This window comes from Rubrivirga marina (genome assembly GCF_002283365.1).
In the GTDB taxonomy this organism is placed as follows: Bacteria; Bacteroidota; Rhodothermia; order Rhodothermales; family Rubricoccaceae; genus Rubrivirga; species Rubrivirga marina.
Genome location: NZ_MQWD01000001.1, coordinates 900,355 through 925,373, shown reverse-complemented (window position 1 = coordinate 925,373; position 25,019 = coordinate 900,355). Strand labels below are relative to the sequence as shown.

Here is a 25,019-nt window from a genome sequence, read left to right as displayed (position 1 = left end):
GGAGCCTATCCGCCCGTGACTCGTCCACTCGCCCCCTGCGCTCGCTCCCATGCCGACCACCGTCAACCCGGCCACCGAGGCCGAGATCGCCCACTACGAGACCGCCTCCGACGCCGACCTCGACGCGGCGCTCGACCGGGCCGCCGACGCCTTCGAGGCACACCGCCGGTCGGCCTTCGGCCAGCGCGCGGAGGCCATGCGCCGGCTGGCCGACCTGCTGGAAGACGGTGCCGACGCCCTCGGCCGCCTCATGACGACCGAGATGGGCAAGCCGCTCGACCAGGCCGTCGCCGAAGCGAAAAAGTGCGCCTGGGTCTGCCGCTACTACGCCGAGCACGCCGAGCGCTTCCTGGCGGACGAGGTGCGTGAGACGGAGGCGTCGAGAAGCTTCGTGGCCTACGAGCCGCTGGGGCCGGTCCTCGCCATCATGCCGTGGAACTTCCCGTTCTGGCAGGCCTTCCGCTTCGCCGCGCCGACCGTCATGGCCGGCGGCGTGGGGATTCTGAAGCACGCCGAGGCCGTCCTCGGGTGCGGCGACCGGATGGCCGAGCTGTTCGCCGAGGCGGGCTTCGCCGAGGGCGTCTTCCAGCACCTCGTCATCGACCACGACCAGGCGGCGGATGCCATCGCCGACGACCGGATCCGGGCCGTCACGCTGACGGGCTCCGAGACGGCCGGCCGCGCGGTCGGGAAGGCGGCGGGCGAGGCGCTCAAGCCGTCCGTGCTGGAGCTCGGCGGGTCCGACGCGTTCGTGGTGCTGGCCGACGCCGACCTCGACGCGGCCGTCGAGACGGGCGTGACGGCCCGCGTGCAGAACAACGGCCAGTCGTGCATCGCGGCCAAGCGGTTCATCCTCGAGAAGCCGATCGCGGAGGCGTACACGCGCCGGTTCGTCGAGCGGATGGAGGCGCTCACCGTCGGCGACCCGATGTGCGACGTGGACCTCGGGCCGCTCGTGAACGGCAAGGCCCGCGAGGGCATTCAGGAGCAGGTCGAGCGGGCCGCCGAGGCGGGCGCGGACATCCTCACGGGCGGCGCGATCCCCGACGGCACCGGCTTCTACTACCCGCCGACCGTCCTCGGGAACGTGACGGAGGGCAGCCCGGCGTTCGACGAGGAGATCTTCGGCCCCGTCGCGTCGCTCGTCACGGCCGAGGACGCCGACGACGCGGTCCGCCTGGCGAACGCGACGCCGTTCGGGCTCGGCGGGAGCGTGTGGACGCGGGACGCGGCCAAGGGAGAGCGGCTGGCACGCGAGATCCGGTCCGGCGCCGTGTTCGTGAACGAGATGACGAAGAGCCACCCGAATCTTCCGTTCGGCGGCATCGGCGTCTCGGGCTACGGCCGCGAGCTCGCGCGGCAGGGCATCCACGCCTTCGTCAACGCCAAGACGATCTGGGTCGACTGACGTCCGGAGAAGGACGGCGGATGACGCCGACGCCATCGCCGCGATGCTCCCCAGGACGACGGCGGCCTGCAGCGCGGCCTTCGCAGCGGAAGCCCCAACCCCACCTCGGTAGCACCGCCGAGGGCCCCGCACCGACGCCTGGGCGGGCGGAATCCCACCCTAACCCGGAGTGCAGCCGGCACCGCGGGACTCTATCACGGCGGTTCGTCTTCCCCACAGGACGGCGAACGCCTCACGAGATGAGGCATTCGATTTGCAAATGCCTAAATCAATAATGTAAGATAGAGAATAAAAGCGCTTCCGTCTGACCGGAAGCACTTCCAACCTTCGGAAACTATGGCGCTTGGCGCGATTCGGACCCTACTTGCGGAGCGCGTTCGCCTCGTCTTCACGGTCCGCCAGAGGAGGGCCCCCGGGAGACGGAGCGAGGGGTGACGGCCCTCGGCGTGCGCGCTCCTTCCACTCCCCTCCTGCCATGTCGCGCACGCTCTATTCGCCCGCCGACCACCACGACGCGTGTGGCGTCGGGTTCGTCGCCACGCTGACCAATCTGCCGTCGCACGCGATCGTGACGCAGGGGCTGGAGATCCTGGTGCGCCTTGACCATCGCGGGGCGATCGGGGCCGACGGACAGACTGGCGACGGCTGCGGCATCACGGTCCAGCTCCCCGACGCCTTCCTCTGCTCGATCGCCGAGGAGGCGGGCGTCGAGCTCCCGGCCCAGGGCGACTACGCCCTCGCCATGCTCTTCCTTCCGGAGGACGCCGTCGCCGAAGGCCGTGCCCTCGTCGAGCGGATCCTCCTAGAGGAGCGGATCCCGCTGCTGTGGTGGCGCGAGGTGCCCACCGAGGCCGACGTGCCCGGGCCCATCGCGCGCCAGTCGCAGCCGGTCGTGGTGCAGGCTGTCGTCGCCCGGCCCGACGGCGTCGAGCGGGGGGCCGACGTCGAGCGGGCCCTCTACATCGCCCGCCGCCGGATCGAGCGCGAGGCGACGTTCGCCGACCCGTTCGCCGTCGTGTCGTTCTCGTCGCGGACGACGACGTACAAGGGGATGCTGACGCCCGCCCAGCTGGCGGCGTTCTACCCCGACCTCCGCGACCCGCGCTTCAAGAGCGCCCTCGCGATGGTCCACTCGCGGTTCTCGACGAACACGATGCCGCAGTGGCCGCTCGCGCAGCCGTTCCGGACGCTGTGCCACAACGGCGAGATCAACACGGTTCTCGGCAACCGGAACGCGTGGCGCGCGCGCGAGGCCGCGTTCTTCTCGTCGGCCTTCGGGCGACGGCTGAAGGACGTCCTGCCCACGCTCGACGACCGCGACTCGGACTCGAAGTCGCTCGACGGCGCGCTCGAGCTGCTCGTCCACGCCGGCTGGCCGCTGCCGCAGGCCATCATGGCGCTCGTGCCCGAGGCCTGGGAGCACGCGCCCGACATGGACCCCGCGCGGCGGGCCTTCTACGAGGCGTTCGCCTGCGCCCTCGAGCCGTGGGACGGCCCGGCCACCATCCAGTTCACCGACGGCTCGACCCTCGGTGCTGTCCTCGACCGCAACGGCCTCCGCCCGTCGCGCTACACCGTGACCTCCGACGGGCTCGTGGTCCTCTCGTCCGAGACCGGCGTGCTCGACCTCGACCCGGCGACGATCGTCGAGAAGGGGCGGCTGGAGCCGGGGAAGATGCTCCTCCTCAACCTGGACGAGGGGCGGATCGTGAGCGACAAGGAGATCAAGGCCGGCCTCGCCACCGACGCGCCGTACGACGCGTGGCTCGCCCGCAGCCTCGTCCGCCTCGGCGACCTCCACGACGAGGCCGAGGCCGCTGTGGCCAACGACGGCCTGAGCTTCGAGGAGCGGCTCCGGCTCTACGGCTACACGCAGGAGGACCTCGGCCTCCTCATCCCGCCGATGGCCGGCGACGGCAAGGAGGCCCTCGGGTCGATGGGCGACGACACGCCGATCGCAGCCCTCTCCGACCGCCCGCGGCTCCTCTTCGACCGGTTCCGCCAGCGGTTCGCGCAGGTCACGAACCCGCCGCTCGACGCGATCCGCGAGGAGTTGGTGACGTCGCTGATCACGCACCTCGGCGAGGCGCAGAACGTGCTCGAGCCCGGGCCCGAGTTGTGCCGGCGCCTCCGCCTCGAGCAGCCGGTGTTGACACCCGACGACCTCGCCCGCGTCCGCGCCTTCGGCGACCGCGACCCGGCGTTCCGGACGGCCACGCTCGACGCGACGCTCGGCCCCGACGAGACGCTCGCCGACGGCGTCGCCCGCCTCGTGACCGAGGCCGCCTCGGCCATCGAGCAGCGGTCCTCGATTCTCATCCTGTCGGACTCCGCCGCGAACGCCGAGCGCGCGCCGATCCCGGCGCTGCTGGCCGTCGGCGCGGTCCACCACGGGCTGATCCGGCGCGGGCTGCGGACGTTCGCCGAGCTCGTGGTCGAGACCGGCGAGGCCCGGGAGGTCCACCACGTCGCCGCGCTCGTCGGCTACGGCGCCTCGGCCGTCTGCCCGACGCTCCTCGTCGACACGGTCCGCTGGCTGGCCGAGGCGGGGCACGTCGAGGGCACACCGGACGAGGCCGTCGCGCGCACCGTCAAGGCCATCGGCAAGGGGCTCCTGAAGGTGCTCTCGAAGATGGGCATCTCGACGCTCCGCAGCTACCAGGGCGCCCAGATCTTCGAGGCCCTTGGCCTGGCCGACGAGGTCGTCGAGGCGGCGTTCGCCGGGACGCCGTCGCGCATCGGCGGCGCGACGTTCGCGGATCTGGAGGCCGAGCTCCGCCAGCGCCACGCACAGGTCCCTTTTGAGAACGGGCTCGACGTCGGAGGGCGCTACCAGTGGCGCCGGGGCGGCGAGCGCCACGCGTGGGGCCCCGAGGCCATCGTCCGCCTCCAGCAGGCCGTCCGCGCCGACGACGAGGACGCCGGGCGCTACGTCTCGTTCACCGCCTTCTCCACCTCTGTCGACGACCTCTCGCGGCGGCGTTCGACGCTCCGCAGTCTGCTGGACTTCGTCCATGCCGAAACACCCGTTGACACGGACGAGGTGGAGCCGTGGGGCGACATCGTGACGCGGTTCAAGACGGGCGCGATGTCGTACGGGTCGATCTCGAAGGAGGCCCACGAGACGCTGGCCGTCGCCATGAACCGGCTCGGCGGCAAGAGCAACACGGGCGAAGGCGGCGAGTCGCCGGAGCGCTACCCGGCCTCGAACCCGGCCCGCAGCCGGATCAAGCAGATCGCCTCGGGCCGCTTCGGCGTGACGGCCGAGTATTTGGGCACGGCCGACGAGATCCAGATCAAGATGGCCCAGGGCGCCAAGCCCGGCGAAGGCGGCCAGCTGCCGGGCTTCAAGGTGGTCGGGCCGATCGCGAAGGCGCGCCACGCGACGCCCGGCGTCGGGCTCGTGTCGCCGCCGCCGCACCACGACATCTACTCCATCGAGGACCTCGCCCAGCTCATCTTCGACCTCAAGACGGTCAACCCGGAGGCGCGCGTGACGGTCAAGCTGGTGTCCGAGGCCGGCATTGGGACGATCGCGGCGGGCGTCGCCAAGGCCGGGGCCGACACGATCCTCGTCTCGGGCTCGGACGGCGGGACGGGCGCGGCGGCGCAGACGTCGATCGCGCACGCCGGCCTCCCGTGGGAATTGGGGCTGGCGGAAGTCCAGCAGGCCCTCCGCGCGACCGGCCTCCGCCAGCGCGTCCGGCTCGAAGTCGACGGCCATCTCAAGACGGGCCGCGACGTGGTGATCGGCGCGCTCCTCGGGGCCGACGAGTTCGGCTTCGCAACGGCGCCGCTGGTGGCGATGGGCTGCATCATGATGCGGAAGTGCCACCTCAACGCGTGCCCGGTCGGCATCGCGACGCAGGACGAGACGCTCCGCTCGCACTTCCGGGGGACGCCCGAGAGCGTCGTCAACTACTTCCATTTCGTGGCCGAGGAGGCCCGCCAGATCCTGGCGGCTCTGGGGCTGCGGACGCTGGCCGAGGCCCGCGGGCGCGTCGACCTCCTGACGACGTCGCCCGCGGCCGCGGCCACGGGGCTCGACCTCGGCGCGGTCCTCGCCGAGGTCGAGACACCTGAGATCCTCCGGCCGTTCGAGGACAACCCGCAGGGCGGCCCCGTCTCGCCGGCCGTCCGCCAGGAGGCACGGCGCTCGATCCTCGAAGCCCTCGACCGCGGCGAGCGGGCCGAGGCCGCGCTCGACGTCCGCAACTCGGACCGGGCCTTCGGCACGCGGCTCAGCGGCGCGCTCGCGCGGCGCTCCGTCGCCGGCGCCGCCCCCCTCGCCGACAACTCGGTGGTGGTCCGGGCGCGCGGCTCGGCCGGGCAGAGCCTCGGCGCGTTCGGCGCGCAGGGCCTCACGATCCGCCTCGAAGGCGACGCCAACGACTACGTGGGCAAGGGCCTCTCGGGCGCGCGGCTCGTGGTCGTGCCGCCGGCCGAGGCCGGGTTCGTGCCGAGTGAGCAGGTGTTGATCGGGAACGTGGCGCTCTACGGCGCGACCTCGGGCGCGCTCTTCGCGCGGGGCCGAGCCGGCGAGCGGTTCGCCGTCCGCAACAGCGGCGCGACGGCTGTCGTGGAGGGCGTGGGCGACCACGGCTGCGAGTACATGACGGGCGGGCGCGTGGTCGTCCTCGGCACAACGGGCCGCAACTTCGGAGCCGGCATGAGCGGCGGGAAGGCGTACGTGCTCGACCTCGACAGCCAGTTCGTCGCGCGGCGCGTGAACCCGGAGACGGTCGACCTGCTGCCGGTCGCGCGGGGCTCCGAAGACGCCGAGGAGCTCCGCCAGCTCATCGAGGCGCACGCGGCCGAGACGGGCAGCGAGACGGCCCGGATTCTTCTGGACGACTGGCCGGCCGCGCTCCGCCGGTTCGTCCTCGTCTTCCCAACGGAGTACCGCCGCGCGCTCATGGCCGAGGGCGGTGCCCCCATCGAGCACGCCCCCGACCGCCCCGCCGCGACCGCCGAGGCGGCCGCCCCCGCCGACGTCTCCCAACACGCCTGACCCCGCCCGCCTCGGTCGGTCCCCGGGGCCACCGAGGCGGCCCTTCTCGCACCGCTCCCCCTCGTCGTCCTCCTGAGCGAGCACTTCGGCTGGGCTCAGCACAGGCTCCGCGAGTCGAAGGGTCTCTGGTGCGATGAGGCCGCAGGCCGTCACCGAAGCTCGCATCGATGCCCCGCTCGTCAGAGATCCTTCGACTGCGCTCCGGGCTCCGCCCTCCGCTCCGCTCAGGATGACACGGGGAGAGGGTGACGCCATCCGCGCCACACGCCTCCAGCCCATCCCGCCTCGGCGCCGAGGCCGACCGACCCGCACCGCCATGTCCAGCACGTTCGACTTCCTCTCGCTCCCGCGCCGCACGGCGCCTCGCCGCGCCGTCGACGAGCGGCTGGCCGATAACCTTCCCGTCGAGCTCCCGCTCCTCGCGCCCGAGGTCACGGTCCAGGCGCGGCGGTGCATGGACTGCGGCGTCCCGTTCTGCCAGTCGGGCTGCCCGCTCGGCAACCCGATCCCCGACTTCAACGAGGCCGTCCGCGACGGGCGCTGGCGAGAGGCGTACGACGTCCTCAGCCGGACGAACAACTTCCCGGAGTTCACGGGGCGGATCTGCCCGGCCCCGTGCGAGCAGGCGTGCGTGCTGGGACTCATCGAGGAGCCGGTGACGATCGAGCAGATCGAGCGGACGATCGGCGAGCAGGCGTTCGACGAGGGCTGGATCCAGCCGATCACGGGCGTCCCGCCGACCGGAAAGCGCGTGGCCGTGATCGGGAGCGGTCCGGCCGGGCTCGCCGCGGCGGCCCAGCTCGCAACGGTCGGCCACGCCGTCACGGTGTTCGAGCGCGACGACCGTCCCGGCGGGCTCCTCCGGTACGGCGTCCCGGACTTCAAGCTGAGCAAGGAGGTCGTCGAGCGTCGAATCGACGTGATGCGCGCCTCCGGCATCGCGTTCGAGTGCGGCGTCGAGGTCGGCCGAGACGTGACGTACGGCGAGCTCCGCGAGACGTACGACGCCGTCGTGATCGCGACCGGCGCGACACGGGCCCACGACCTGCCCGTGCCCGGCCGCGACCTCGATGGGGTCCACACGGCGTGGGACTACCTCACGAGTCACGCGCGGTGCGTCGCGGGCGACTGCGAGGCGCCGGAGATCAGCGCGGCCGGTAAGCGCGTGCTCGTCATCGGCGGCGGCGACACGGCGTCGGACTGCATCGGCGTGGCGCATCGTCAGGGGGCCGTGTCGATCGTCAGCTTCCAGATCACAGAGCGGCCGCCGGAGCGCGTCCCGCGAGGGTCGGTGTGGCCGTTCCAAAGCCCGGCGCTCTCGACCTCATCGTCGCACGAAGAGGGCGGCGACCGGATCTGGTCCGTCTCGGCCCAGGAGTTCATCGGCGACGGCCGCGTCGAGCGCGTCCGCACGCTCGACGCGACGGTCGATCTTTCCGCTGGCTTCCACGTCGAGGAGATCGACGGCACCGACCGTTTCTGGAACGCCGACCTCGTGGTGATCGCCATCGGCTACGCCGGGCCGGAGACCGAGGCCCTCACGGCGCAGACGGGCGTCGGCCTCGACGGCCGCGGGCGCGTCCAGGCGACCGAGTTCGCGACGGCCGAGGACGGCGTGTTCGTGGCCGGCGACGCCCAGCGCGGCGCCTCGCTCGTGGTCTGGGCCATCTCGGAGGGCCGCGAGGCCGCCCGCGCCGTCGACGTCTACCTCCGCGGCGCGTCCCCGCTCCCGACGAAGGGCGCCGGCGATCTCCCGCGCGCCTGACGCCGCCCGCCTCGGTCGCTCCCCGGAGACACCGAGGCGGAGGGGGCCGGCGCGTGAAGATGAGCGGCCGGGTCACGCCCAGCCCGTCGTGCCTCTACCTTGGAGGCCTGCTCTTTCGCCCCGCCTCAGGTTCCGCGCGTCCCCGCGCGGATGAAAAGGGAATCCGGTGCGCCGTTCGCGGCAAGTCCGGAGCTGTACCCGCAACTGTAGGCGGCCCGCCGTCGGCCGTGACGCCCGCTGCCACTCTCTCGTGAGGGGAAGGCCGGGGCGGAGCTGACGCACGCTGACCGGCACCGCCGGTCGGCCGGGCCGTGAGCCAGGAGACCTGCCCGAGCGCGACGCCCCCCACCGCCTCCGGGACCAGAGGCGCGGTGAGCTCGACGTCGGCCCGACTGCGTGGGCCCGCGCGTGACCCCGTGCCTGCTTGAGGCGCGGGGTTTTTTGATGCGCCTCCGCGCCCTCCTCCTCCTGCTCGCCCCGCTGGCCGCTGCCAGTCAGCCCGCCGCGTCCGACTCGACGCTCGGCGAGGTCACCGTGACGGCCGCCCGTGAGGCCGTCGCGACACGCGAGGCGCCCGCGCGCGTGACGGTCCTCGACGGCGAGGCGCTCCAGGCCGCGCCCGATCTGGCGGAGCTCCTCCAGGCCCGCGCGCCCGTCCACGTCCGGCGCTACGGGCCGAGCGGACTGTCGAGCCTCTCGATCCGCGGGGCGAGCGCGCCACAGGCACTCGTCCTCCTCGACGGCCAGCCCCTCACCGACCCGGCGCTCGGCCAGATCGACCTGACGCTGCTGCCGACGGCGCTCCTCGAGGCGGTCGAGGTGCTGAGCGGGCCGGCCTCGGGGTTGTACGGGTCGAGCGCGCTGGGCGGCGTGGTCCATCTCCGCCCGGTGACCGACGGGCTCCGCGCGACGACCGAGGTGGGGGCGTGGGGCGAGCGGCGCGTGTCGGGCCTCGCGGGCGGACAGCGCGGGGCGCTCGCCGCCGTCGCCGCCGTCGAGGCCGGGCAGTCCGATGGCGACTACGGCGTGGCTGATCTCGGCCGCGTCGGGCAGCCGGTCGTCCCGCGCCAGGGGTGGGACAGCCGGCGGGCGACGGCCTACGGCGCCCTCCGGGCCGAGCGCGGCCCGACACGCGGCGGCCTCGCCCTCTGGGCCGCCGACGCCGAGCGCGGCCTGGGCGGATCGCCCTCCGACGGCGCGCTCGTCGGGGCCCGCCAGTGGGACCGCCAGCTTCGGCTCTCCGGCCACGCCGCCCACGACGCCCCTGCCGTCCGCCTCGAGGCGACGGCCCACGCCCAGCGGGCCGAGCTCCGCTACGCGTCGCCGTTCCCGGCCGGCGACCGGGCCGACGCCATCGACGAGACGGGGCGGACGACGACCGCCGCATTCGCCCTCCGAGCCACGAACACGCGCGGCGCAGGCACCTGGACGGCGGAGGCCACCGGCGCCCTCGGCCGCGCCTCCCACCCGAGCCTCGCCGAGACGGCCGAGGACCGGATGCTCGGCCTCGGCCTGGCGGGACGGCACGTGCTCGGTGCCGTCGTCCTGTTCCCCGCGCTCCGCGCCGACCTCCACACGCCGGCGGGCGGCGAGGCCCGACTCGGGCTGGCGCCCCAACTCGGCGCCAACGCTCGCCTCTCCCCTCTCGTCTCCCTCAAGGCGAGCGTCGCCCGCGCCTTCCGGATGCCGACGCTCAACGACCGATTCTGGGCCCCCGGCGGCAACCCCGACCTCCTCCCGGAAACCGCCTGGAGCGCCGACCTCGGCGCCGTCGTCGGGGGAGGCCGCGCTCGGATCGAGGCGACGGCGTTCGCCACGACGGCCCGCGACCAGATCGTCTGGGCGCCGACCGGGCTCGGCTACTGGGCCCCCGAGAACGTCGCCCGCACGCGGACGCTCGGAGCCGAGGTGTCGGCCCGTGCAGCCCACCTCGTCCGCCTCGGCGGCGCGACGGCGCTGGTCGACGGCGGGGCGGTCGCCACGGTCACGGACGCCCGCGACCTCGACGCCGACGCGCCCGTCCGCTACGTGCCTCGGTGGGCGGCCAAGGCGTGGGGCGGGCTCCGCGTCAGCGGCCTCCGGCTCGGCCTCGACGCCCAGGCCCTCGGCGCGCGCCCGACGACGCGGGGCGGGACGCAGCCGCTCCCGGCCCACCTCGTCGTCGGGGCGCACGCGGCCGTCGCACGCGCGCTCGGTCCGGCCGAGGTCACGCTCGGCCTCGACCTCGACAACCTCCTGGACGCCCGCTATGAGATCGTCCGCTCCCACGTCATGCCTCCGCGGCACGCCCGGCTCCGACTCACGGTCCGGGCTCGTTAACCCTCCCCCTTCCCCATGCGCATCCTCTCCGTCTCCCTCCTCCTGCTCCTCGTCGCGACCGGCTGCGACTCGGCCGAGGACGTGCCCGAGACCGGCACCGTCCTCGTCGGCAACCAGGGCATCTTCTCCGACGAGAGCGGCTCGCTCTCGCGCTACGACCCGATGACCGGCGCGGCCGAGCCCGACGCCGTGACCACGCTCGGCGGGCTCGTCCAGAACGTCGAGGTCGTGGACGGCCGGCTCTACGTGTTCCTCAACTTCAGCGACTCGTTCTCGACGGGAAGCGGGCGGATTGCCGTGCTCGACCCGAGCACGGGCGCCGTCACCGACGAGGTCGAGGTCGGCACGCCCCGCGCCTGGGCCGTCGTCGGGCGGACGGCGTTCGTGACGAACCTCTACGACGCGACCGTCACGCCCGTCGACCTCGCCTCAAACACGGCCGGCACGCCGATCGCGGTCGGCCAGAACCCCGAGGGCGCGGCCGCCGTCGGCGACCGGGTGTACGTGACCAACTTCAGCGCGGATGATGGGACGTTCGGGGCCGGCAACACGATCTCGGTCGTGAGCGCCTCGGGCCGGTCGGTCGTCGAGACGATCACGGTCGAGGGCTGCGACGGCCCCCGCTTCGCCCTCGCCGACGACGACGGCGAGGTCTGGGTCGTCTGCACCGGCCGGACGCTCTACGACGCCGACTTCAACGTGGTCGGCCAGACCGACGGGCTCGTGGTGGTCCTCGACGGGGCCTCGGGCGAGGAGGTCGCGCGGTTCGCGCTCGACGCCCAGGTCGGCGGCGGCGCGCTCGGGACGGACGCTGCGCAGAGCCGCACGCTCGACGAGGTCTACGTGTCGCTCGGCGACCGGATCGTCGCGTTCGACACGGACGACAACGCCGAGGCCCGGACGATCACGCCGGGCGGCCCGCCAATCTCGGCCGTCGCCTTCGACGACGACGCCGAGCGGTTCTACCTCGGCCGGCTCGACGCGGCCGACGGCTACGGCTCGCCCGGCACGGTCACAGTCCACGACCGGACGGGGTCCCTGATCGACCAGTTCGACGCCGGCGTCATCCCGACCGACGTGGCGTTCGGTCCGGCTGACCTCGTCGCCGGCCTTTAGCGTGACCATCGACCGCTGCCTCTGTTTCGGGAAGCCCTTCGCCGAACTGGCGGAGGTCGCCGACGCGACGGGCGCCGAGACCGTCGCCGAGCTCCAGGAGCACGCCCTCTTCGGACGGAAGTGCGCCCTCTGCCACCCGTACGTCCGCCGGATGCTGCGGACCGGGCAGACGGTCTTCCACGAGGTCGTGACCGAGGCGGACGAGCCGGAGGCCGGCGCCAGTCAACCGGAGGAACGGAGGTCGGGGGGAGACGGGGTGTGGAGGTAGAGGAGACGCGGGGGCGGAGGTGACCGACGGAACCTGAACGCCCGCCCGCCCCTTCTCTTCCGCCCTTCCCCTCTCCCGCACCTCGTGACTCTCCTCTACGTCTTCCCCCACCCCGACGACGAGTCGTTCGGGCCTGGCCCTGCCATCGCCCGCCAGACCCGCGAGGGCCACGACGTTCATGTCCTGACCCTCACCAAGGGCGGGGCGACGAAGGTGCGCCACGACCTCGGGCTGAGCGTCGACGAGATGGGCGAGGTCCGCGCGAAGGAGACGGCCTGCGCCGTCGAGGCCCTCGGCGGGACGCTGACGATCCTCGACTTCCCCGACGGCGGCCTGGCCGACCTCGACCCGCGCGACCTCGAGCACGTGGTCGAGCGGAAGATCGAGGCCGTCGCCCCCGACGTCGTCGTGACGTACGCGCCGCACGGCAACAGCGTCCACCCGGACCATCTCGTGGCGCACGCCGTCGTGAAACGGGCGTACTGCGCGGCGTGCGACGAGATGGCCGGGCGGAGCCCGCGGCGGCTGGCCTTCTTCACGCTCATCGAGGGCGAGATCGAGGACAACCCGGCCGGGCTGCGGGGCTCGCCGCGCGACGCGATCGGCGCCGTCGTCCCGTTCTCCGACGCCGACCGCGAGGCCGGCGAGGCGGCGCTCGCCTGCTACGAGACGTACCGGGAGGTCGTCGAGGCCCACCAGCCGCTCCGGCAGGTCGCCGACGGCGTGGCGTTCGTCCTCTTCCAGGAGCGCTACGACGCGCCGCTCGACAGCCTCACCGACGACCTCCACGACGAGGGCTGACCCGGCCCGCCTCGGTGCGCCCGCCGACGGACCGAGGCGGGAGGGGCCGAGCGTCCGCGCGGCGTCTAGGCCGGCGCCACCGACAGGTGCTCGACCGTGAGCGGCACCATCTGGCCGAGCGCGTCGACGACCTGGCTCCGGTGGCACGTCGCCGGGTCGGCCTCGTAGCAGAGGAGCGCGACGCGGCGGCCCGACGCCACGAGGTCGGCGAGGGCCGCGAGGTCGGCCTGGGCCTCGGGCGTGGCGAGGTGCTCGCCGAAGATCCGCCGGAGGCCGTCGAGGTCGCCGGCCTTGGCGGCGGCGCGGCCCTCGGCCGGCGTCCCGAGCCCGCGGAGGTGGACGTATTCGATGCCGGCTCCGCCGACGTTCTCGGCCAGCCGCGTCTTGGCGAACCCGAACCGCCGCGACCGCGCGACGGCCCGGACGTCGACGAGCAGGTCGACATTCGCGTCGGTGAGGGCCTTTAGGAACGGCTCGACGGCCGCGCCCTCGTACCCGATGGTGGCGACGGTGTGCATGGGTCGGGGCGGCTGGTCGCGCGCTGCCGGCGGGTCAGCGCATCTGGTCGGTCGGCATCACGAGGATCTCGGCCACGGTCGCCGAGGCGGGCGCGGTCACGGCGTAGACGATCGACTCGGCGATCCGCTCCGCCTCGAGCGGCGTCAGCTTCGAGAACATCTTGGCCGAGTCCTTCTTGAGCTCCTCGTCGCTGATCGTGTCGGTCAGCTCGGTCGCGACGGCCCCGGGCTCGATGCACGTCACGCGGATCCCGAAGCGCGGGCCGAGCTCCTGGCGCATCCCCTCGGACAGGGCGCGGACGCCGTACTTCGTGGCCGAGTACACCGCCCCGCCCGGGTACACCTTCCGCCCGGCCGTCGACGACACGTTGACGACGTGGCCCCGCTCCTGCTCGATCATCGTCGGCAGGACGGCCTCGATCGCGTGGAGCACGCCGTAGAGGTTGATGTCGACGGTCGAATACCAGTCGTCCGTCTGCATGTTGTGGAGGTACGTCAGCGGCATGACGCCAGCGTTGTTGACGAGCACGTCGATCCGGCCGTATTCGTCCACGGTCCGCTGCGCAAGCGCCTTCACGGCGTCGCGGTCGGTAACGTCGGTGGGCACGACGAGCGCCGTGCCGCCGTCGGCCTCGATGGCGTTCTTGAGGTCGTTGAGCCGCCCCTCACGCCGGGCGGCGAGGACGACGGTCGCGCCTTCCGTCGCGAGGTGCTTGGCGGTGGCCTCGCCGATGCCGGACGAGGCACCCGTGACGATGGCGACGTGGTCGGAGAGCGCGGGCATGAGCAGAGGGGTCGGATGAAGGGGCGCCTCCAACCCGACGCCCCCCGGGCGGGGTTCTCCTGACTGCGGCGGCCGCCCCCCGAACCGGAAGGCGGCCGCTGAACCGGTCCGCCTCGGCGCCGAGACGGAGGGAGCCGGAGCTAGAGGCCCTCGACCTCGCCCGTCTCGACATCGGCGCGGTAGGGGCGCCCGCCGAGGACGATCTGCGCGACGCGGTCGCCGCCGGCCCTCACCGGGAAGGAGATCGTGAACGCCTCGTCGATCTCGACGGAGGAGCTCGGGCCGCCCGTGGGCGTGCGGGTGAGCGTGGCGCGGAGCGTGCCCGAGATCGTGCCCTCGACGGCCTGGCGCCAGCGGCGCGGCGCCACGCGCGGGCCGCGGACGTCGTCGAGCGTGGCGTCGAGCTCGTAGGCGAGGGTCCGCTCGCCGCGCCGGCCGCGGAGCGTGTCGGTCGCCGCCCGCTGGACAGTCCCGTTGACCGTCACGAGTTCGGTGTCGAGGTCGGTCACGGTAAAGTCCGACGTGAGCGACTGGAGGGCGTGGACGCCACGGGGCGAGCGGAACAGGTTCTCGGCCGAGAGGACGGCGTACTCAGCGGAGGCGGCGCCGGCCCGCTCCGGTTGCGGCTGGCCGGCGGCGTCGAGGAAGCGGTAGGTCGCGGTCCGCTCGAAGGAGGCGTAGAACCGGCCCTGCGGGTCGCCGCGCTCGCAGTCGAAGACGGCGGTCCAGAGGCCGTCGGCCTCGTCGTAGGTCCGGTCGGCGCGGCAGCCGGGGCGGTCGGGGCCGGGGTGCCGGGCGTCGCCGCTGGCGGGCGCGGCGAGGGAGGCGCTGGCGGCGACGTCTTCGAGGAGGCCGCCCGCGTCCAGGGCGATGGCGCTGGCGAGCACGGTGGCGGCGTCGTCGAGGTCGGCGTCGGAGAGGGCCGGGCTGGACGTGTCGGTGGCGTCGCAGGCGGCGAGGAGGAGGGCCAGCGCGGCGAGGGGAAGCAGACGGGTCATGGCGGGTCGGGGGTGTGCGACGCCAAAGTGGGGAGCAGGGACCCGGCTATTGTGTCGGATCTGTCGCGATTCGGCCCGGCCTCCGTCCCACTTCTGTGGCCGGGTCCCTCCGCCTCGGCCCCTCCCTTCGACAGGCTCGGGCAAGTGGCAGGCTCGGGGCCGGCGGCTTCGCCCGGGGAGCCGCCGAGGCGGGGCTACCGGACGCGGCGACGGTCTGACGCCGCCCGCACGTCATCGGGCTCGGGCAGGTTGAGGAGCGCCTGGTCGATCCGGTCAGCCGCCTCTGCGATGCCGGCCCGCCGCGCCTCGCGCTCGAGGTCGAACCCCTCGCTCGTGACGATGGCCTCGACGGCCTCGAGCCGCTGGCGGAGCCGGTCACGCTCGGCCTTGGCCTCCGCGAGCTCGTCTTCGAGGTGGTCCGTGGCCTTGCCGAGCTCACGGGCCGCCTCGCTCTTCATCTTCGCGATGTTGTAGTACGTCCCCGCCAGGATGGCGACAATGGGGATGAGGAACGGCATGAAGGCGACGTATTCCATCGGTCGATCGGTGGCGCACCCGGAAACGTACGGCGCCGGGGTCGGCAGGGCGCGCATCCGACGATGTGCAGCGGGAGCCGCCGCCGCCGCACGCCGGTCACACGCGGTCCCGCGCACGGCCCGCCGGCCGACGCCCCTCCGCGAGCGTCGCGCCGAGGGCGTCGAGGAGGCCGGCCTCGCGCGCGGACCGATCGAGGTCGAACCCCTCGCTCGTCACGATGGCCTCGATGGCCTCCGTCCGGGCCGTCAGCCGGTCGCGGTCCGCCTCGAGCGCGGCCAACGACGCCCGGAGCGCGTCGGCCTCCCGGCCCCTCGCCTCCCGGTCGGCCCGCGTGAGGTGGCGGACCAGCATCCACAGCAGGATGCCCCAGAACGCGAGGGAGGCGACGTTGGCGAGGGCGAGGAGGAGAGGGTCGACTCCGGACATGGGCAGAGCGGGCAGGCCGCCGGGTGCGAGCAGGACGAGCGGCGAACGCTGCCTCCGGCATCGCCCCCTCTCCCCCCGACTGAACCGGGCCGCGCAGTCGCGCTCAGAGCGCGACCGCGTGCCCCCGCGCCGGCGACTGCACGTCGTGGACGCCCGCCTCGGCGAGCGCGTCGGTGAGGGCCGCCTGCCGCTCGGGGTCGCCGTGGACGAGGAAGACGGTCTTCAGCCGGTCCCCGTCGAGCGCGCCGATAAAGTCCACGAGCCCGGGCTCGTCGGCGTGGGCCGAGAACGTGTTCATGACCTCGACACGGGCCCGGAGCGGGTGCGGCTGGCCGAAGATCTTGACCTCGTCGCGCCGCTCCACGATCCGCCGGCCGAGCGTGTGCTCGGCCTGGTAGCCCACGATGAGGACCGTGTTCTTGTCGCTCTCGACCGTGTTGCGGAGGTGGTAGAGGATCCGCCCGGCCTCGCACATCCCCGACGCCGAGATGACCACGAACGGCACGCGGAGCCCGTTGAGCTCCTTCGACCGGCTCGCCTCGCGGACGTACTCGAGCCGCTCGAACCCGAACGGGTTCGGGTCCTCCAGCATGTACTCCAGGAGGTCCGCGTCGTAGCACTCGGGGTGCGTCTGGAACACGGCCGTCGCGTTGACCGCCAGCGGGCTGTCCACGAACACCGGGATGCGGGGAATCCGGCCCTCGTTCCAGAGCTGGTCGAGGTTGTGGACGAGCTCCTGCGTCCGCCCGACGGCGAAGGCCGGGATCACGACGCGCCCGCCGCGCGCGGCCGTCTCCGTGATGATCTGGGCCAGCCGCTCTTTGGCCCGGTCCACCGGCTCGTGCTCCTTCCCGCCGTAGGTGCTCTCCGAGATCAGCCAGTCGACCGGCGGGAGCGGCTGCGGGTCGCGGAGGATGATCCGGCCGGGATTGCCGAGGTCGCCGGTGAAGCCGAGCCGTTTGTCGCCCGGCAGGTCGAGCGTCATCGTCGCCGATCCCAAGATGTGGCCGGCGTCGCGGTACGTCACCGAGACCCCGCCGGGCACCTTGAACGGCGTCCCGTAGGGGACGCCGTGGAAGCACGACATGATGCCCTCGGCGTCCTCCTGGTCGTAGAGCGGCTCGACCGGCGGCTGGCCCTTCTTGCGGATCTTCCGGTTGAAGAAGTCGGCGTCGGACTCCTGGATGTGGGCGGAGTCGCGGAGCATGATCGCGCAGAGGTCGCGCGTGGCGTGCGTCGCGTAGACGGTGCCCCGGAAGCCGTCGCGCCAGAGCTTCGGGAGAAGCCCGGCGTGGTCGATGTGGGCGTGCGAGAGGAGCACGGCGTCGACCGAGGACGGCTCGCAGGGCCACTCGGCGTTGAGCGTCTTGGCCTCCGAGCGGCGGCCCTGGAACAGCCCGCAGTCGAGGAAAAGCCGCGTGCCGTCATCCAGCTCGAGGTAGTGGAGGGAGCCGGTGACGGTCTGGGCAGCGCCCCAGAAGGTGAGGGTCATGGGGACGGGCGGGAGAGGTGCGCGGCAACATACCGGGCCCAGACCGATCGGCTCCGCCGGGCGGCGCTACGTTTCTCCGGCCTGCCCCCACCCGCCCATGGCCCGCCCCCTCCGCCTCGGTCTCCTCCTCGTCACGCTCGCCGCGTCGGCCAGCGCGCAGTCCGTTCTCCTCCGCCCCGACCGGGTGTTCGACGGCGAGGCGATGCACGAGGGGTGGGCCGTCCTCGTCCGCGCCGACACGATCGCGGCCGTCGGGCCGGCCGGCTCCCTCCCCCGCGCGCCCGAGGCGGACGTGGTCGACCTCGCCGGCACGACGCTGATGCCGGGCCTCATCGAGGGCCACAGCCACCTCTTGCTCCACCCGTACGACGAGACGGGGTGGACCGAGCAGGTCCTCAACGAGTCCGTCGCCGAGCGCGTGGCGCGGGGCGTCGTCCACGCCGAGGCCGGGCTCATGGCGGGCTGGACGACCTCGCGCGACCTCGGCAGCGAGGGCGCCGGCTACGCCGACGTCGGCCTCCGCGACGCCATCGAGAAGGGCGTCGTGCTGGGCCCGCGGCTGCTCGTGGCCGGGCCGGCCATCGTCGCGACGGGCTCGTACGGGCCGAAGGGCTTCCGCCCCGACATGGAGGTCCCGCTCGGCGCCCAGGAGGCCGACGGCGCCGACCTCGTCCGCGTGACCCGCGAGCAGATCGGCGGCGGGGCCGACTGGGTCAAGGTCTACGCCGACTACCGCTGGGGGCCCAACGGCGAGGCCCGGCCGACCTTCTCGGAGGACGAGATCCGGACCATCGTCGAGACCGCGGCCTCGTCGGGCCGCGACGTGGTGGCCCACGCGGCCACGGCCGAGGGGATGCTGCGCGCCGTGAGGGCCGGCGTCCGGACGGTCGAGCACGGCGACGGCGGGACGCCGGAGGTCTGGGCCGAGATGGCCGCGCGCGGCGTCTGGCTCTGCCCCACCCTCGGCGCCGTCGACGCCATCTCGCGCTACCAGGGGTGGGACGGCTCCGAGCCCGCCCCGTCGCGGATCGTCGTCAAGCGACGCCAGGTCACCGCAGCGCTCGCGGCCGGCGTGCCGATGTGCGTCGGCTCCGACGTCGGCGTGTTCGACCACGGCGACCAAGCCGTCGAGGCTGAGTTGATGGCCGCCTACGGAATGCCCGTCCTCGACGTGCTCCGCGCCGCGACGGCCGGCAACGCCGAGATGCTGCGGATGGCCGACCGGATCGGCTCCGTCCGCCCCGGTCTCCTCGCCGACCTCGTCGCCGTCGCGGGCGACCCGCTGGCTGATGTCGCGGCGCTCCGCGACGTCCGGTTTGTGATGAAGGGCGGCGCGGTCGTGCGCCGCGACTAGCTCCGCCTCGGGGCCGAGACGGGACCGGCCAGGGTAGGAAAAGTCTTACACGGACCCACGCCGTTCTTCCGACGGCGGCCTCCGGCGGCGGCCGCTGGCAGGCGAGAGGGCAGAACAAGTCCTTGGGAGGACTCCCTCTCACCACCTCCCTCTGCCTGGATGGACTCCCGATACGCCGGCGCACTCCGCGCCCTGTTCCTCCCCCTCCTCGTCCTCCTCCTCGCCGGGGGCGCCCGCGCGCAGGCCGTGCTCGGCCCATCGCTTCAGGACGCCCTCTCCGACGCGCTCGTGACCGAGCGGCTCCAAGTCATCGTCACGTTCGACGGCGACGGCCCCCTCACAGCGCTCCAGCGCACGCGCCTCGCCAGCGTCGGCGTGGTCGGCGTAACGATGGAGAGCTTGCCCATCGCCGGCGTCCTGGCGACGCCGGCGCAGGTCGGGCTCATCGCAGGCCTCCCGGGCGTCCGATCGGTGTGGCACAACGACCGGCTCGACTACGAGAACGACGGGGCCACCGCGCTTACCGGCGTCGACCGGCTCCGGACCGACCCCGACCTCCGGACCGCGCTTGGCCTCCCGTTCTCGGGCAAGGGCATTGGCGTGCTCATCAACGACTCGGGCGTCGACGGGACGCACCCGGACATCCAGTTCCCGAACCACGTCGTCCAGAACGTCTCGGCCCAGATCAACCTCAACTCGCTCTCGTCGCTCCTCCCGGTGACCCACGTCGAGAACAACCCGAACACCGACGTCGGCGGCGGGCACGGGACGCACGTCGCCGGCATCATCGGCGGGACGGGCGCGCAGAGCGCCGGCCGGTTCGAGGGCGTCGCCCCCGGCGCCGACCTCATCGGCTACGGCTCGGGCGCCGCGCTCTTCATCCTCGACACGATCGGCGGGTTCGACTACGCCCTGACCCACCAGTTCGAGTACAACATCCGCGTCGTGTCGAACTCGTTCGGCAACACCGGCGACGTCGGGACCGACTTCAACCCCGACGACCCGACGAACGTCGCGACGAAGGCGCTCGCCGACCGCGGCGTGGTCGTCGTGTTCTCGGCCGGCAACTCGGGCCCGGGCGAGAGCACGATCACGGGCAACTTCAAGAAGGCCCCGTGGGTCGTGATGGTCGGCGCTGGCGACGACCTCGGCGCGCTCGCCGACTTCTCCAGCCGCGGCCTCGCGGGCAACGGCGGGACGGTCACCGTCGACGGCGAGACCTACGAGTGGGCCGACCGGCCGACGGTCACGGCGCCGGGCGTCGACATCATCTCGACGCGGGCCTCGCTCGGCGACGGGACGCCCGAGACGAGCCTCCCGCCGGGTCAGGCCCCGTTCTACACGTCGCTCAGCGGGACGTCGATGTCGTGCCCCCACGTCTCCGGCATCGTCGCGCTGATGCTCGAGGCCGACCCGACGCTCGACGTCTACGACGTCCGCCGGATCCTCGAGACGACGGCGACGAACATGCCGGGCCGCGAGATCTGGGAGACCGGCGCCGGCTACGTCAACGCGTACGCCGCCGTGGCCCACGTGCTCGGCCAGCCGGCCGGCGCGCGCGCCACGGTCAACGGCTTCCGGACGTTCGACGCGAACGCGCTCCTCGTCGACGGCCCGTCGTTCGAAGCCTCGGTGTTCTTCTCGCCCGTCGGTGAGCCGGAGACGGTGACGTTCGAGGTGGGCGAGAACGTGGCGCTCGTGAAGGCCCGCGCGACCGTCCCCGAGAACACGGTCGCCATCGTGCTCACGTCGCCCTCCGGCACGCGCTACGGCTCGGGCATCACGCTCCCGGTCCTCGGTGAGATCGCGGCCGTCGTGGCGCCGGGCGAGGCCGGCACCTGGACGTACTCCGTGAGCGGCATCGGCGGCGTCTCCGGCCAGGACGTCGACCCGCTCGGCGTGACGAACGGCTACGCTGTGCCGGGCACGGTCGACGCGACCATCTCACTCGTCCTGACCGGCGGGTTCTCGGGGATCAACGACCTCGTGGGCCACCCGGCCCGGGCGTTCGTCGAGGCCGCCGTGCTCGACCGGCTCGCCGACGGCGACTCGCCGACCCGCTTCTTCCCAAACCGCGCGCTCGTCCGCGGCGAGCTAGCGGAGTACCTCGTGATGGGCGCCGGCGTCCGCCAGCCCGTCCCCGGCGACGTGCCGGCCTTCGGCGACGTCGCGGCCGACCTCCGGCCGTTCGCCGCGGCCGTCGCCGCGCAGGGCGCCGCGCTCAAGGACCAGGCCGGCCAGGCGGCCGGGCTCGTCCGCCTCGACGGCGGCGCGTTCGCCCCCGAGACCCGCGTCCGCCGTGAGGAACTGGCCTACAGCCTCGTCGCCGCGCTCGGCCTCCACGGCGTCGCGGCCGACTACGAGGGCGCCGTGTTCGCCACGTTCAACGGCGAGCGGATCGCGCTCGGCGACGTCAACGCCATCGCGCCGGGCCTTCGCGGCTACGTCCAGCTCGCGCTCGACGCCGGCCTGATGAACGCCCAGTTCGCCGTCGAGCAGGGCCCGTTCGACCTCGAGCCGACGATCACGGCCACGTTCTCGCCCCGTAAGGCGGTGACGCGCGCCGAGTACGCCGCCGCGGCCGTCCGCCTGTTCGGCATCTACGACGCCGCGGACCCCGCCGCGTACGAGCCGGCCGGCGAGAGCCTGCTCGGCACGCCCGCGCTGGCGACGGCGGCCGACGAGACCCTCGAACTCGAAGGCGCCGCGCCGAACCCGGTCGCCGGACGCGCGCGCATCGCGTTCTCGACGCGGGGCGGCGCGGCGCGGCTCGCGGTCTACGACGTGCTCGGCCGCGAGGTCGCCGTCCTCGTCGACGGCGAGGTCCCGGCCGGCCGCCAGACGGCGTCGTTCGACGCCGCGGGCCTCGCCGCGGGCGCCTACGTCTACCGCCTCACGGCCGGCGCCGAGAGCCGGACCGGGCGCCTGACGGTCGCCCGCTAGTCTCCCCCCGAGACGCCAGGCGCGGGGCGCGGCCGTCGGGTCGCGCCCCGCGTTTCTTTGTGCGCCCGCCTGGCCGCCCCGCCCGCCTCGATGTCGAGGCGGAGCTACTCGGCGGCCGGGCCGAGCACGTCCGCGATCGTCAGCGTTGTGACCGGGCCGAGGTCGAGGGCCCGAACGTCGGCCTCGATGGCCGCGCGGTCGCCGACGACGATGACGTCGACGCGCTCGGGGTCGACGTACTCGTGGGCGACGCGGGCGAGGTCGCTCGCGGTCACGGCTTGGACGCCCGTGGTGTACTCGGCGTACGTGTCAGGCGGGAGGCCGTAGAGCCAGAGGCTCCCGACCATGGCCGCCGTCCCCGAGACCGTCGCGAACGGCTCCGGGAACGACAGCGCGAGGTAGTCGCGCGCCTTCGCCAGCTCGCTAGAGGGCACGTCCTCAGCGATGGCCTCGAACTCGTTGAAGAACTCCGCCAGCGCCGGCGCGGTCACGTCGGTTTGGACGTCGGCATAGGCGATGAAGGGGCCGGCGGCCGGGCGGTACTCGAACGTCGAACGGGCACCGTAGGCGTAGCCGTTCCGCTCGCGAAGGTTCTGGTTGAGCCGGCTCGTGAAGCTCCCCCCGAGGATCGTGTTGAGGACCTCCAGCGCGTAGTAGTCGGGCGTCGACCGCGCCGCGCCGATCCGCCCAATTCGGACGACGGACTGTGCCGCGCCGGGCTTGTCGATGAGCGTCACGGACCGCGGGCCGACCTGGGGCGCGTCTGGCACCGTCACGCCCGGCACGGCCTCGGCCGCTGGCCACGCCGCGGCGCCGAACGCGGCCTCCAGCTTCGGCTGGAGCCCCGCCCAGTCGACCGCGCCGACGACCACGAGCGCAGCGTTGCCTGGCCGGAGCACGCGTTCGTGGAACGCGACGAGATCGGCTCGCGAGATCGCGGTGACGGTCGCGGGCTCGCCTAGTCCGAGGCGGCCGTACGGGTGGTCGTCGCCGTAGAGCGCCTGCGCGAGAGCGACGCCCGCCACGGCGCGCGGCTCGTCGCGCCGCTGCTCGAGCGCCGTGATTCGGCTCGTGCGGACGCGCTCCAGGTCGGCCTCGGGGAACGTCGGGCGGAGGGCCACGTCGGCCATCAGCGCGAGGCCCTCGTCCAGCTTCGAGAGCGGCGCGTGGAGCTGGACGCTCAGGCTGTGGAGCCCGGCGCCCGTGCCCAGGCTGATGCCGAGGAAGTCGACGGCGTCGGCCAGGTCGAGGGCCGAGTACTCGCCGGCTCCCTCGTCCATCATGTCGGCGGCGAAGTCGGCCAGCCCGTCGAGGTCGCCGTCGTCGACGGAGCCGGTCTTGACGAGGAGGTTGATCTGGGCGAGCGGGACGCCGGGCTTCTGGACGAACAGGACCGGCAGGCCGTTCGAGAGCGAGTGCCCGGCGGGCAGGGGCGGGGCGAAGGCGGGCGCCTCGGCAAGCGCCGGGCGCGTGTCCCAGTTGGGTGCCGCCGGCTGCGCGACGGCGGGGCCGGCCAGGAGGAGAGCGAGGAGGAGAGCGCGCATCAGACGGATTCGGAACAGTGGAATCGAGAGGCGACCCGGCCCGCCTCGGGGCCGAGGCGGGGGAGGCTAGAAGAGCGGGACGGCGGTCTCGGAGCAGTCGAGGGCGAGAGCCGCCGCCCCCTCCGGCACGATGGAGAGCGCGACGCGGGCGTCCGTCAGGAACGTCAACGCAGCATCCGAGAGGTCGCGTGGGGCGAGCGCGCGGAACCGGGCGAGGTCCTCCTCGAAGTAGTCCGGCGTGCCGGTGAAGAAGAGGTAGCTGTTGAGCTGGTCGGCCTTCCCGGCGAAGCCGTCGATGGTTTCGAGGGCGTCGAGGAAGCCGGCCTCGACGCCGTTCACGACCCGCTGAAGCTCGCGGCCGTCCGGCGCCTCAGCCTGGAGCCGGGCGATCTCCTCGGCGATGACGGCCTCGATCTCGTCGAGGTCGACGCCCGGACGGGCCGTGGCGATGACGTAGAACTCGCCCGAGTGGAGGTCACCGCTCTGGAACGCCGAGACGTCCTGCGCGATCTCAAGGTCGTAGACGAGCCGTTTGTAGAGCCGCCTGTTCTTGCCGCCCGCGAGCACGCCCGCGAGCGCCTCCATCGCCGCGTCGGCGGGCGCGAAGCGGGCCGGGCTGTGCCACGCGAGGTAGAGGCGTGGGAGTTGGACGGCGTCCTCCAGCACGAGCCGGCGCTCTCGCTCCAGCGTCGGCGTGGCGATGGGCTGGAGCGGCGGCTCCGGGCCGCGCGGGATCGCCCCGTACCACGCCTCGACCCACTGGCGCGTTTGCTCGAGATCGATGTCGCCGGCGACGACGAGGCTCGCGTTGTTCGGCGTGTAGTAGGTCCGGAAAAAGTCGACGACGTCCTGGTAGCTCGCCGCCGTCAGGTCCTCCATCGCGCCGATTGTGGGCCAGTGGTAGGGGTGGCCGGGCGGGTAGAGCGTCTGGCCGAGGACGGAGAAGGCCATCCCGTAGGGGCGGTTCTCGTAGCTCTGGCGCCGCTCGTTCTTGACCACGTCGCGCTGGCCGTCGACGCTCTCGGGCGACATGGCGTCGAGGAGCGAGGCCATCCGGTCGGCGTCGAGGTAGAGCGCCAGTTCGAGGCCGTTCGCGGCGGCGTCGGTCGTGTAGTTCGTCCGGTCGCGCGTGGTCGATCCGTTGGCGCCGCCGCCGGCCTCTTCGAGCCACGTGTCGATCGCGCCTTCCGGGACGTGGCCGGAGCCCTCGAACATGAGGTGCTCGAAAAGGTGGGCGAAGCCCGTCCGCCCCGGCTGCTCGCGCCCGCTCCCGACGTGGTACCACGTGTTGACGGTGACCGTCGGGACGGAGGCGTCGCGGTGGAGGATCACGTCGAGCCCGTTGTCGAGCCGGAACCGCTCGTAGTCGACGGAGATCGCCGGCTGGGCGAGAGCCGCTAGCGGGGCGAAGAGAAGGGCAAGGAGCAATCGGCGCATCGATGGAGGAGAGAGTTGGCGACCGAAGAGGAAGGCGACGGGCCCTTCCGCGTGTCATCCTGAGCGAGCGGAGCGAGTCGAAGGATCTCCGCCGGGCACGACCCTAGGGAGGTCGCCAAGCGCGGTGTGCGACGGGGACCCGTGGCTGCGCCGTCGTTTTGCGGTTGACTCCGCCACTTCGCGGCTCTGCTCAGGATGAGAGGGGTTAGACGGGGGGGGGGGAGGAGGCCGGGTCGGCCCGCCTCGGCGTCGAGGTCGAGACCGCCAACGGTCGGAAGGTCCCGCCGGTGGCGGGCGT

The 25,019-nt window shown here is 73.3% G+C and carries 17 protein-coding genes and 1 riboswitch; of the genes, 9 read left to right on the top strand and 8 right to left on the bottom strand.

Going from position 1 to position 25,019, the window contains the following annotated elements; genetic code table 11:
• Positions 1-49 precede the first annotated feature (49 nt).
• From BSZ37_RS03660 to BSZ37_RS03630, 7 genes are all read left to right on the top strand, one after another.
• Positions 50-1,408 (top strand): NAD-dependent succinate-semialdehyde dehydrogenase, encoded by a 1,359-nt coding sequence (locus tag BSZ37_RS03660; RefSeq protein WP_095509238.1) that lies wholly within the window; start codon positions 50-52, stop codon positions 1,406-1,408.
• A gap of 475 nt (positions 1,409-1,883) precedes the next feature.
• Positions 1,884-6,419, top strand: coding sequence for a glutamate synthase large subunit (gene gltB, locus BSZ37_RS03655; RefSeq protein WP_095509237.1), 4,536 nt, complete (start codon positions 1,884-1,886; stop codon positions 6,417-6,419).
• Between the two features lie 316 nt (positions 6,420-6,735).
• Positions 6,736-8,184 carry a glutamate synthase subunit beta gene (locus BSZ37_RS03650; protein WP_095509236.1) on the top strand — a complete coding sequence of 483 codons (1,449 nt, stop codon included), beginning with the start codon at positions 6,736-6,738 and terminating at the stop codon, positions 8,182-8,184.
• Between the two features lie 110 nt (positions 8,185-8,294).
• Positions 8,295-8,531: riboswitch (cobalamin riboswitch) on the top strand.
• Between the two features lie 97 nt (positions 8,532-8,628).
• On the top strand, positions 8,629-10,503 hold the full coding sequence (locus tag BSZ37_RS03645; RefSeq protein WP_095509235.1) for a TonB-dependent receptor plug domain-containing protein: 1,875 nt from the start codon (positions 8,629-8,631) through the stop codon (positions 10,501-10,503).
• Positions 10,504-10,518: 15 nt separating this feature from the next.
• Positions 10,519-11,619 (top strand): YncE family protein, encoded by a 1,101-nt coding sequence (locus BSZ37_RS03640; RefSeq protein WP_095509234.1) that lies wholly within the window; start codon positions 10,519-10,521, stop codon positions 11,617-11,619.
• A gap of 1 nt (position 11,620) precedes the next feature.
• Positions 11,621-11,887, top strand: coding sequence for a (2Fe-2S)-binding protein (locus tag BSZ37_RS03635; protein WP_095509233.1), 267 nt, complete (start codon positions 11,621-11,623; stop codon positions 11,885-11,887).
• A gap of 84 nt (positions 11,888-11,971) precedes the next feature.
• The gene (locus BSZ37_RS03630) at positions 11,972-12,688 is read left to right on the top strand and encodes a PIG-L deacetylase family protein (RefSeq protein ID WP_218830386.1); all 717 of its coding nucleotides are present in this window, start codon (positions 11,972-11,974) and stop codon (positions 12,686-12,688) included.
• Positions 12,689-12,753: 65 nt separating this feature from the next.
• On the opposite strand, the gene BSZ37_RS03625 is transcribed toward BSZ37_RS03630, so the two are convergent.
• The 6 genes from BSZ37_RS03625 to BSZ37_RS03600 form a co-directional block, all read right to left on the bottom strand.
• The gene (locus BSZ37_RS03625; protein WP_095509231.1) at positions 12,754-13,206 is read right to left on the bottom strand and encodes a DUF488 domain-containing protein; all 453 of its coding nucleotides are present in this window, start codon (positions 13,204-13,206) and stop codon (positions 12,754-12,756) included.
• A 34-nt stretch (positions 13,207-13,240) separates the two neighbouring features.
• Positions 13,241-13,990, bottom strand: a complete 750-nt coding sequence (locus BSZ37_RS03620) for an SDR family oxidoreductase (protein WP_095509230.1) — start codon at positions 13,988-13,990, stop codon at positions 13,241-13,243.
• A gap of 140 nt (positions 13,991-14,130) precedes the next feature.
• Positions 14,131-14,988 carry a hypothetical protein gene (locus BSZ37_RS03615; RefSeq protein WP_095509229.1) on the bottom strand — a complete coding sequence of 286 codons (858 nt, stop codon included), beginning with the start codon at positions 14,986-14,988 and terminating at the stop codon, positions 14,131-14,133.
• A 194-nt stretch (positions 14,989-15,182) separates the two neighbouring features.
• On the bottom strand, positions 15,183-15,524 hold the full coding sequence (locus BSZ37_RS03610; RefSeq protein WP_095509228.1) for a hypothetical protein: 342 nt from the start codon (positions 15,522-15,524) through the stop codon (positions 15,183-15,185).
• 97 nt (positions 15,525-15,621) lie between these two features.
• Positions 15,622-15,951: a hypothetical protein gene (locus BSZ37_RS03605; protein WP_095509227.1), complete on the bottom strand. Its 330-nt coding sequence runs from the start codon at positions 15,949-15,951 to the stop codon at positions 15,622-15,624.
• A gap of 103 nt (positions 15,952-16,054) precedes the next feature.
• A complete protein-coding gene (locus BSZ37_RS03600; protein ID WP_095509226.1) occupies positions 16,055-17,443 on the bottom strand; it encodes an MBL fold metallo-hydrolase in 1,389 nt (462 codons plus the stop codon).
• Between the two features lie 97 nt (positions 17,444-17,540).
• Between BSZ37_RS03600 and BSZ37_RS03595 the strand changes: the two genes are divergently transcribed.
• Together BSZ37_RS03595 and BSZ37_RS03590 are read left to right on the top strand one after the other, a co-directional pair.
• A complete protein-coding gene (locus tag BSZ37_RS03595; RefSeq protein ID WP_095509225.1) occupies positions 17,541-18,797 on the top strand; it encodes an amidohydrolase family protein in 1,257 nt (418 codons plus the stop codon).
• Between the two features lie 159 nt (positions 18,798-18,956).
• The gene (locus BSZ37_RS03590) at positions 18,957-21,740 is read left to right on the top strand and encodes a S8 family peptidase (RefSeq protein ID WP_095509224.1); all 2,784 of its coding nucleotides are present in this window, start codon (positions 18,957-18,959) and stop codon (positions 21,738-21,740) included.
• A 104-nt stretch (positions 21,741-21,844) separates the two neighbouring features.
• Here the strand turns inward: BSZ37_RS03590 and BSZ37_RS03585 are convergent, their stop codons facing one another.
• A complete protein-coding gene (locus tag BSZ37_RS03585; protein WP_095509223.1) occupies positions 21,845-23,284 on the bottom strand; it encodes a M16 family metallopeptidase in 1,440 nt (479 codons plus the stop codon).
• Between the two features lie 66 nt (positions 23,285-23,350).
• On the bottom strand, positions 23,351-24,721 hold the full coding sequence (locus tag BSZ37_RS03580) for a M16 family metallopeptidase (protein WP_095509222.1): 1,371 nt from the start codon (positions 24,719-24,721) through the stop codon (positions 23,351-23,353).
• Positions 24,722-25,019 lie beyond the last annotated feature (298 nt).

Excerpts from the sequence above, each read along its gene's own strand:
- BSZ37_RS03595 (WP_095509225.1), top strand. The coding sequence starts at position 17,541 with ATGGCCCGCCCCCTCCGCCTCGGTCTCCTCCTCGTCACGCTCGCCGCG.
- BSZ37_RS03660 (WP_095509238.1), top strand. The coding sequence starts at position 50 with ATGCCGACCACCGTCAACCCGGCCACCGAGGCCGAGATCGCCCACTAC.
- BSZ37_RS03585 (WP_095509223.1), bottom strand. The coding sequence starts at position 23,284 with ATGCGCGCTCTCCTCCTCGCTCTCCTCCTGGCCGGCCCCGCCGTCGCG.
- BSZ37_RS03650 (WP_095509236.1), top strand. The coding sequence starts at position 6,736 with ATGTCCAGCACGTTCGACTTCCTCTCGCTCCCGCGCCGCACGGCGCCT.
- BSZ37_RS03615 (WP_095509229.1), bottom strand. The coding sequence starts at position 14,988 with ATGACCCGTCTGCTTCCCCTCGCCGCGCTGGCCCTCCTCCTCGCCGCC.
- BSZ37_RS03600 (WP_095509226.1), bottom strand. The coding sequence starts at position 17,443 with ATGACCCTCACCTTCTGGGGCGCTGCCCAGACCGTCACCGGCTCCCTC.
- BSZ37_RS03640 (WP_095509234.1), top strand. The coding sequence starts at position 10,519 with ATGCGCATCCTCTCCGTCTCCCTCCTCCTGCTCCTCGTCGCGACCGGC.
- BSZ37_RS03580 (WP_095509222.1), bottom strand. The coding sequence starts at position 24,721 with ATGCGCCGATTGCTCCTTGCCCTTCTCTTCGCCCCGCTAGCGGCTCTC.
- BSZ37_RS03645 (WP_095509235.1), top strand. The coding sequence starts at position 8,629 with ATGCGCCTCCGCGCCCTCCTCCTCCTGCTCGCCCCGCTGGCCGCTGCC.
- BSZ37_RS03620 (WP_095509230.1), bottom strand. The coding sequence starts at position 13,990 with ATGCCCGCGCTCTCCGACCACGTCGCCATCGTCACGGGTGCCTCGTCC.
- BSZ37_RS03625 (WP_095509231.1), bottom strand. The coding sequence starts at position 13,206 with ATGCACACCGTCGCCACCATCGGGTACGAGGGCGCGGCCGTCGAGCCG.
- BSZ37_RS03610 (WP_095509228.1), bottom strand. The coding sequence starts at position 15,524 with ATGGAATACGTCGCCTTCATGCCGTTCCTCATCCCCATTGTCGCCATC.
- BSZ37_RS03605 (WP_095509227.1), bottom strand. The coding sequence starts at position 15,951 with ATGTCCGGAGTCGACCCTCTCCTCCTCGCCCTCGCCAACGTCGCCTCC.
- gltB (WP_095509237.1), top strand. The coding sequence starts at position 1,884 with ATGTCGCGCACGCTCTATTCGCCCGCCGACCACCACGACGCGTGTGGC.
- BSZ37_RS03590 (WP_095509224.1), top strand. The coding sequence starts at position 18,957 with ATGGACTCCCGATACGCCGGCGCACTCCGCGCCCTGTTCCTCCCCCTC.